This is a genomic window from Microbacterium sp. (assembly GCF_035554235.1).
In the GTDB taxonomy this organism is placed as follows: Bacteria; Actinomycetota; Actinomycetes; order Actinomycetales; family Microbacteriaceae; genus Microbacterium.
The window spans coordinates 1-3,811 of sequence record NZ_DATMIO010000259.1 but is presented as its reverse complement, the minus strand read 5'-3'; the positions used below and the strand labels follow the sequence as shown (position 1 = coordinate 3,811).

Annotated in this window: 2 protein-coding genes and 1 pseudogene; 2 read left to right on the top strand and 1 reads right to left on the bottom strand. The window is 69.7% G+C overall.

What is annotated here, in order from left to right; genetic code table 11:
- Together VNT50_RS13045 and dxs are read left to right on the top strand one after the other, a co-directional pair.
- Positions 1-1,332: aconitase family protein (locus VNT50_RS13045; protein ID WP_325485540.1), on the top strand; the 1,332-nt coding region annotated here is incomplete at its 5' end.
- Positions 1,333-1,465: 133 nt separating this feature from the next.
- The gene (gene dxs / locus VNT50_RS13040; protein ID WP_325485539.1) at positions 1,466-3,430 is read left to right on the top strand and encodes a 1-deoxy-D-xylulose-5-phosphate synthase; all 1,965 of its coding nucleotides are present in this window, start codon (positions 1,466-1,468) and stop codon (positions 3,428-3,430) included.
- Between the two features lie 16 nt (positions 3,431-3,446).
- Here dxs and VNT50_RS13035 read toward each other — a convergent pair.
- A pseudogene (locus tag VNT50_RS13035) lies at positions 3,447-3,811 on the bottom strand (TetR/AcrR family transcriptional regulator); the annotation flags it as partial.

Sequence of the window (3,811 nt, the reverse complement as noted above, 5' to 3'; positions counted from 1 at the left end):
GTCAAGACCACACTCGCCCCGGGCTCGAAGGTCGTCACCGACTACTACGAGAAGGCGGGCCTCACGCAGGACCTCGAGGATCTCGGCTTCTACACGGTCGGCTACGGCTGCACCACGTGCATCGGAAACTCCGGACCCCTCATCGAGGAGGTTTCTGCCGCCGTGCAGCAGAACGATCTCGCCGTCACCGCGGTGCTCTCGGGCAACCGCAACTTCGAGGGTCGCATCAACCCCGACGTGAAGATGAACTACCTGGCGAGCCCGCCGCTCGTGATCGCGTACTCGATCGCCGGGTCGATGAACTTCGATTTCGAGACGGACGCCCTCGGCAAGGACCAGAACGGGAACGACGTCTTCCTCCGCGACATCTGGCCGGACTCGGCCGAGGTTCAGGCGACGATCGACTCCTCGATCAACAAGGGGATGTTCGACACGCAGTACGCGAGCGTCTTCGAGGGCGACGAGCGCTGGAAGACGCTGCCGACGCCCACCGGTGACGTCTTCGAGTGGGACGCCCGGTCGACCTACGTGCGCAAGCCCCCGTACTTCGACGGCATGACGATGGAGCTCACGCCCGTGACCGACATCGTCGGCGCACGCATCCTCGCGACGCTCGGCGACTCGGTCACGACCGACCACATCAGCCCCGCGGGCAACATCAAGGCCGACAGCCCCGCCGGGCACTACCTGGACGAGCACGGCGTCGACCGCAAGGACTACAACTCGTACGGGTCGAGGCGCGGCAACCACGAGGTCATGATCCGCGGCACGTTCGCGAACATCCGACTGAAGAACCAGCTCCTCGCCCAGTTCAACGGCGGCAGCGGGGTGGAGGGCGGCTACACCCGCGACTTCACGCAGAGCGGTGGCCCGCAGTCGTTCATCTACGACGCGAGCCAGAACTACCAGGCCGCTGGGACGCCGCTCGTGATCTTCGGCGGCAAGGAGTACGGCTCGGGTTCGTCCCGCGACTGGGCGGCCAAGGGAACGAGCCTGCTGGGAGTCAAGGCGGTCATCACGGAGAGCTTCGAGCGCATCCACCGGTCGAACCTGATCGGAATGGGCGTCGTGCCCCTGCAGTTCCCCGCCGGCCAGAGCTGGGCGTCGCTCGGCCTGGACGGCACCGAGGTCGTCTCGATCGAGGGCCTGGCGGAGCTGAACGAGGGCGTGACGCCGAAGACCGTACGCGTGACGGCGGCCCCGAGCGAGTTCTCGGCCGCGGGCAAGGAGACGGTCGCCTTCGATGCGATCGTGCGCATCGACACCCCCGGCGAGGCGGACTACTACCGCAACGGCGGCATCCTCCAGTACGTGCTGCGTTCGCTGGTCTGATCCACGGACACGAAGGGCCTCCGAAGACGTCGTGGTCGGGGGCCCTTCAGCCTGCCAGGGATAGACTGGGCACCGGCATCCGGGTCTCGGAATGCCTCCCCGCAGGGGCCCTGACGACGGCAGAGAGAGACGGATGGCGATCCTCCCGAGCATCACCGGGCCTCAGGACCTCAACGCGCTGAGCGTCTCGCAGCTCCAGGAGCTCGCGGCCGAGATCCGCGCCTTCCTCATCGAGAACGTGTCGCGCACGGGCGGTCACCTCGGGCCGAACCTCGGGGCGGTCGAGCTCACCCTCGCGCTGCACAAGGTCTTCGATTCGCCCGCCGATCCGATCATCTTCGACACGGGCCATCAGTCCTACGTGCACAAGCTGCTCACGGGCCGCCAGGACTTCTCCGGGCTCCGCGCGCGCGGAGGTCTCGCCGGCTACCCGCAGCGCTCCGAGAGCGCGCACGACGTCGTCGAGTCCTCGCACGCCTCGAGCTCGCTGAGCTGGGCCGACGGCGTCTCGCGCGCGCTCACCCGTACCGGACGGGCCGACCGGCACGTCATCGCGGTCGTCGGCGACGGCGCCCTCACCGGCGGCATGACATGGGAGGCGCTCAACAACATCTCCGATGACAACGACCGCAACCTCGTGATCGTCGTGAACGACAACGGGCGGTCGTACGCGCCCACGATCGGCGGGATGGCGCGCTACCTCAACCGGGTGCGCACCGGCGCCACCTACCGGGACTTCTATCGCGGGTCCGAGAGCCTCTTCGCCAAGTTCGGTCCCGCCGGCCGGGCCGTCTACCGCGGAGTCCGCGGAGGCACGCACGGCTTCCTGGCGCGCTTCACCAACAACGCCGCGCTGTACTCGAACCTCGACATCAAGTACCTCGGCCCCATCGACGGCCATGACCTCGAGGCGCTCCTCGAGACCCTCGAGCTCGCGAAGTCGTACGGAGCGCCGGTGATCGTGCACACGATCACCGAGAAGGGGCGCGGGTACCAGCCCGCCCGCGACGACGAGGCCGACCAGTTCCACGCGGTGGGCAGGATCGACCCCGAGACCGGGGGGCCGCTCAGCGCGTCTCGCCCCGCCTGGACGGATGTCTTCGCCGAGGAGCTCGTCGAGATCGGCTCGCGCCGCCCCGATGTCATCGCCATGACCGCGGCGATGCTCCGCCCGACCGGCCTCGCCCCGTTCGCGGAGCGCTTCCCCGACCGCGTGTACGACGTGGGCATCGCCGAGCAGCACGCCGTCGCGTCCGCGGCGGGCATGGCCTTCGGCGGACTCCACCCCGTCGTGGCCGTCTATGCGACATTCATGGGCCGCGCGTTCGATCAGGTGCTGATGGATGTCGCGCTGCACCGCGCGGGAGTCACCTTCGTGCTCGACCGGGCCGGCGTGACGGGGCCCGACGGCCCGAGCCACCACGGCATGTGGGACCTCGCCATGCTGCAGATCGTCCCCGACATCCGCATCGCCGCCCCCCGCGACGCGGCGCGACTGCGGGAGCTCCTCTCCGAAGCGGTGGCGGTCCCGGACGCGCCGACCGTCATCCGCTTCCCGAAGGGCGATGTCGCCGCGCCGATCGAGGCGGTCGAACGCCTCGACGACGGCGTCGACGTGCTCGCCGCCAGCGATGCCCGCGACGTGCTCCTCGTGGGCATCGGGCCGTTCGCCCACCTGGCCCTCGACGTCGCGGCGCGCCTGCGCGCCCAGGGCATCGGCGCCACCGTGATAGACCCCCGCTGGGCGATCCCCGTGCAGCCGTCGGTCATCGAGCTCGCGGCATCCCATCGTCTCGTGATAACCCTCGAAGACGGCATCCGGGTCGGCGGCGTGGGCACACGCGTGCGGCAGGTGCTCCGCGAAGCGGGTGTCGACACGGCCGTCGACGAACTCGGGCTTCCCGACGAGTTCATAGACCACGCGACGCGCGAGCAGATCCTCGAGGATGCCGGGCTCACGGCCGCCAAGATCGCCCAGGACGTCGTCGCGCAAGTGCTCGGCACGCGGATCCCGGTGGCGCGGCAGGCCGAGCACGACGCGGACTGGCTCTCGGGTATGACGACGGGGTCGATCCCGACGCGCGACGGCGACTCCTAGGGCGGGTCCTCCGCCGTCACGCCCGCACCTCCGCGGCGAGGTCGAGCAGCTCCCGCAGAGGTGCGCGCAGCAGCGGCAGGCGGATGAGCGGCAGCGCGATCCGGAACAGCCTCAGCCCGCGATCGAGCAGGCGCCGCGAGCGCTCCTGCCCCGGGGAGGCGTCGTATACCCAGAACAGCGCCAGCAGCAGATGACCGAGCACGAGCACCGCGGGCAGCCCCTCGGCGAGCTCTGACGGGAGCGGGCTCTTCTTCGACCCCGTGACGGCTTCGCGGAAGAGGCCCTCGACGACATCCCGGGCGGGGCTCGACTCCTCCGAGAGCGGATTGATCGGGGAGCGCGGGGAGACCGCCGCCGACAGGAAGCCCGGCGCGAAACGGT